The 3,360-nt window shown below is 69.7% G+C and carries 3 protein-coding genes; 1 reads left to right on the forward strand and 2 read right to left on the reverse strand.

Going from position 1 to position 3,360, the window contains the following annotated elements; genetic code table 11:
- Positions 1 to 18: 18 nt before the first annotated feature.
- Together Q7A36_RS38975 and Q7A36_RS38980 are read right to left on the reverse strand one after the other, a co-directional pair.
- Entirely contained in the window at positions 19 to 2,502 is a 2,484-nt protein-coding gene (locus Q7A36_RS38975) for a hybrid sensor histidine kinase/response regulator (protein ID WP_305109174.1), read from the reverse strand.
- Positions 2,499 to 3,110 carry a tyrosine-type recombinase/integrase gene (locus Q7A36_RS38980; RefSeq protein ID WP_305109175.1) on the reverse strand — a complete coding sequence of 204 codons (612 nt, stop codon included), beginning with the start codon at positions 3,108 to 3,110 and terminating at the stop codon, positions 2,499 to 2,501. Before Q7A36_RS38980 ends, Q7A36_RS38975 begins: the two co-directional genes overlap by 4 nt.
- On the opposite strand from Q7A36_RS38980, the gene Q7A36_RS38985 reads away from it, so the two are divergent.
- Positions 3,109 to 3,360 (forward strand): hypothetical protein (locus Q7A36_RS38985; RefSeq protein ID WP_305109176.1); only part of this gene is annotated, 252 nt, incomplete at its 3' end. The genes Q7A36_RS38980 and Q7A36_RS38985 overlap by 2 nt on opposite strands.

Consider the following 3,360-nt stretch of genomic DNA (forward strand, 5'->3'; position numbering starts at 1 on the left):
CCATACTGGTCAGGCCAGCTATGTGTCAGGATCTCTGCCCAGGCTTTTGAGCTTCGTCTCCAGAATGGTCTGCACGCGGCGCGCTAGGACGTCGAGATCGAAGGGTTTGCCGATCACCTCGACGCCAGGCGGCAGCGCCGTGCCGGCGTAGCCAGTGATGAACAGCACTGGCAAGCCCGGGATGTGCTCGCGGGCCGCCTCAGCCACTTGCCGACCGTTCATGCCGCTCGGCAGCCCGACGTCGGTGACGAGCAAGTCAGGCCGCACGCTTGCCAGCACGCGCAGCGCATCCGGCCCGTCCCGCGCTTCCAGCACAGCAAGGCCCAGCTCGCGCAGCCGGTCGGCGGCGGGACCGCGCGCCGCGTCCTCGTCGTCGACCAGCAGCACAGTCCCATGCGTCCCCGCCACGAGGGCGGAGGACTGGCCCGGTGCCTGGGCCGCCATCGTGACGACATCGTGCAGCGGCAGGAGAAGCCGGATCGTGGTGCCGTACCCAGGCGTGCTGTCGATCCGCACCAGTCCGTCAGACTGCCGCACGAAGCCGTAGACCTGGCTCAATCCCAGGCCGGTGCCCTGGCCCTGCGGCTTCGTCGTGAAGAACGGCTCGAAGACCCGGGCCAGCACCTCCGGCGGCATGCCCGTCCCGGTGTCCGCGACCGAAAGCTCCGCGTAAGTGCCGGGCGCGACCTCCCCGTCCTGGATGTCCGCGGCCGAGAGGCGCACCTCCTCGGTGCAGATGGACAACCGTCCGCCCTCGGGCATGGCGTCGCGGGCGTTGATGCACAGGTTCAGCAGCGCGCTCTCGAGCTCGTTGGGATCGCACAGCACGCTGCCCGTGCCGTCGCGCAGCTGCAACTCCACCGCGATGCCCGGCCCGACGGTGCGGCGGATCAGGTCCGCCATCCCCGCAACCAGCCCGGCCACGTCCACCGGCCTCGGCTCCAGGCGCTGGCGCCGCGCGAAGGCGAGCAGGCGCCGGGTCAGCCCCGCGGCACGCTCCGCGGCGTCATGCGCCGCACCCAGGTAGCGCGCCGCCCCCTCGGCGTGGCCACGGCCGATCTGCCGGCGCGCCATAGCGATGCCGCCGACGACACCCTGGAGCATGTTGTTGAAGTCGTGCGCGATGCCACCGGTGAGTTGGCCCACCGCCTCCATCTTCTGCGCCTGATGCAGGCTCTCCTCCGCAGCCATCAGCTCGGCCGTCCGTTCGGCGACACGGGCCTCGAGCTCCTCGCCGGCACGCCGCAGCACGTCGCGCGCCCGCATCTGGTCGTCGATGTTGGTGCAGGAACCAATCCACTCCGTGATGCGGCTTTCGCTCTGCACCGGTACGCCACGGGTCTGGAACCACGCATACCGGCCCGACCCCGTATGCCGTATCCGGCAATCCACCTGAAGCAGCCCAGCCGCTGTTGCCCTGCGCCAGGCCTCCCGGGCCGGCTCGCGATCGTCAGGGTGCAGCGCGTCGAGCCAGCCCAAGCTGCGGCTCTGTTCCTCATCCTGCCCGGTGAAGTCGTGCCATTGCGGGCTCGACCAAGTCCACAGCCCGCCCTCGCCCGAGCGCCAGACAAGTTGCGGAAGGCCCTCCACAAGCGCCCGTTGGCGCGCCTCCGCCTCGCGTAGTGCAGCCCCGGCCCGCTTCAGCTCGGTGACGTCCTGGCCGATACCGCCGATCCGCTTGACCTGTCCGTCCGGACCGTAGATCGGGAAGTCGGTGTTGCGCAGCCAGCGCATCCCGCCGTCAGGGCGACGAACGCGATAATCGAAGCGGACGCGCTTGCCCTCGCGCACGCGGGCAATGCAGGCGACGGCGCGCTCGCGGTCCTCCTCGAAGATCAGGTCGGTCCAGCTGCGCAGCCCCTTACCCGCCATGGCCTCCTCGACACGCAAGCCGTAGATCGCCTCAAAGGCGGGGCTCAGGTACTCCCACTGCAGCGAGTCGGCGCCGCGGATCCAGAGCACGTCGGAGGAGGCGTCACCGAACTGGCGGAAGCGCTCCTCGCTTAGGCGCAAGGCTTCTTCGGCACGAACGCGTGCCCCAACCTCCTGCCCCACCATGTGCACGGCGGTGATCGCACCGGCGTCGTCGCGCACCGGCATGAGCGTGGCATCGAAAGCGTCGGCTGCCTCCCCCTCGCCGCGCGTGTCCAGCGGCTGTGCGACGACCTGCACAGCCTCGCCCGCAAAGGCGCGTGCGTAGAGCGGAGCGACCGTAGCCCAGCCCTCCGGAAAGGTCTCCGGCAACGGCCGGCCAAGCGCGAGCGGGTGGCCGGCGCCATAGAGGCGCGCCGCGACGTCGTTGTAGATCAGGATCCGCTCGGGCCCACAGGCGAGGCTGGAGACGTGCGGGCTGTCCAACACGGTCTCGACCATAAGCCTGAGGCGGCCCGACCAACCCTCGATCGGCCCGAGCGAAGTAGCCGCCCAATCGTGGGCACGGATGCGCCGGGCCATCTCGCTGTCACCGAGCGGCCAATGCGGGCGGTTCACCAAGAGGCTCACCGCCAAATCCCCTCGAAGCGGCAGCCGGAGGCACGGGTGTAATGGACGGTGTGCCGCGGGTCGCGGTGGCCGAGGTAGTCTTGGATGAGCCGCAGGTCGTGCCCTTTGTCGGCGAGCGCGAAGCCACAGGAGTGCCGCAGCGTGTGTGGATGCACACCGGGCAGACCGGCGCGCCGCGCCGCTGCCGCGATCAGGTAGTTCACAGCCTGTCGCGTCATCGGCCCGTCGCGCTCGGAGATGAACAGCCAGGGCAGCGCGTCGCCGCGGGTGGAGAGATAACGACGCAGAGCGCGCAATTCGTCGCCAGGGATCGGCTGCTCGGCCGAGAGCCCACCTTTGAGGCGCTTTACCCAGAGCCGGGCGCGATTGAGGTCGAGCTCGTCCCGGCGCAGGCCGACCGCCTCGCTGACCCTGAGGCCATGGCGGTAGGTCATCAGCAGCAAAAGGTGGTCGCGTACGCCGTGCCGGCCGGCCTTGGCCGCGTTCAGCAGCCGGGCGACCTCGGCGGGCGAGAGGTAATCCTTACCGCGCTTGTGCCAGTCGGCGGCCTCGGCCGCCGTGGCGGCGCCACTCTTCACCTTTGGCTTCTTGGATTGAGTCGGGCGCATGCCGGTTTTCCCTCGCCCGGACGGGCCGGATGCGGATGTACTCGCAACAGAACGCACCTTCCGTGAAGAGTTGCCGGCCTCACGCCGCGGAGAGCAGATCCAGATTCAGCCGCCGCTCCATGTCGAGGTCGAAGGCGCCGTAGGGGTTGACATGCCCTCAGACGAGCGGGGTCAGGCCGTGTCGTCAGCCGACGTCGTGCGCCCCAGCCACGCCGGCTCAGCCAGCACTCTCTGGAGCATCAGCATGTTC

Source organism: Paracraurococcus lichenis (assembly GCF_030657435.1).
Classification (GTDB): domain Bacteria; phylum Pseudomonadota; class Alphaproteobacteria; order Acetobacterales; family Acetobacteraceae; genus Paracraurococcus; species Paracraurococcus lichenis.

What these genes read in the sequence shown, in the direction of transcription:
- Q7A36_RS38980 (WP_305109175.1), bottom strand. Translation starts at nt 3,110, where the DNA reads ATGCGCCCGACTCAATCCAAGAAGCCAAAGGTGAAGAGTGGCGCCGCC.